General features: G+C 53.9%; 1 protein-coding gene. It reads left to right on the forward strand.

Annotation, left to right across the window (positions count from 1 at the left end; translation table 11 throughout):
- A partial coding sequence (gene tuf / locus H7A77_RS25420; RefSeq protein ID WP_130054983.1) for an elongation factor Tu occupies nt 1-1,004 on the forward strand: 1,004 nt, incomplete at both ends.

The raw sequence follows: 1,004 nt of genomic DNA on the forward strand, positions 1-1,004 counted from the left end.
CTGGCTAAAACCTACGGCGGTTCTGCACGTGCTTTCGACCAGATCGATAACGCGCCAGAAGAAAAAGCTCGTGGTATCACCATCAACACCTCTCACGTTGAGTATGACACCCCGACTCGTCACTACGCGCACGTTGACTGCCCAGGGCACGCCGACTACGTGAAAAACATGATCACCGGTGCTGCTCAGATGGACGGCGCGATCCTGGTAGTTGCTGCGACTGACGGCCCAATGCCTCAGACCCGTGAGCACATCCTGCTGGGTCGTCAGGTTGGCGTTCCTTTCATCATCGTATTCATGAACAAATGCGACATGGTTGATGATGAAGAGCTGCTGGAACTGGTAGAAATGGAAGTTCGCGAACTGCTGTCCGCGTACGACTTCCCAGGCGACGACCTGCCAGTGATCCGCGGTTCCGCGCTGAAAGCGCTGGAAGGCGAAGCTGAGTGGGAAGCGAAAATCATCGAACTGGCCGAAGCCCTGGACAGCTACATCCCAGAGCCAGAGCGCGCTATCGACAAGCCGTTCCTGCTGCCAATCGAAGACGTATTCTCCATCTCCGGTCGTGGTACCGTTGTTACCGGTCGTGTTGAGCGCGGTATCATCAAAGTTGGCGAAGAAGTTGAAATCGTTGGTATCAAAGACACCGTTAAGTCTACCTGTACTGGCGTTGAAATGTTCCGCAAACTGCTGGACGAAGGCCGTGCTGGTGAGAACGTAGGTGTTCTGCTGCGTGGTATCAAACGTGAAGAAATCGAACGTGGTCAGGTACTGGCTAAACCAGGCTCCATCAAGCCGCACACCCAGTTCGAATCTGAAGTGTACATCCTGAGCAAAGATGAAGGTGGTCGTCACACGCCATTCTTCAAAGGCTACCGTCCACAGTTCTACTTCCGTACTACTGACGTGACCGGTACCATCGAACTGCCAGAAGGCGTAGAGATGGTAATGCCAGGCGACAACGTGAACATGGTTGTAACCCTGATTCACCCAATCGCGATGGA

It is taken from the genome of Serratia sp. ME47 (assembly GCF_903970925.1).
In the GTDB taxonomy this organism is placed as follows: Bacteria; Pseudomonadota; Gammaproteobacteria; order Enterobacterales; family Enterobacteriaceae; genus Serratia; species Serratia ureilytica.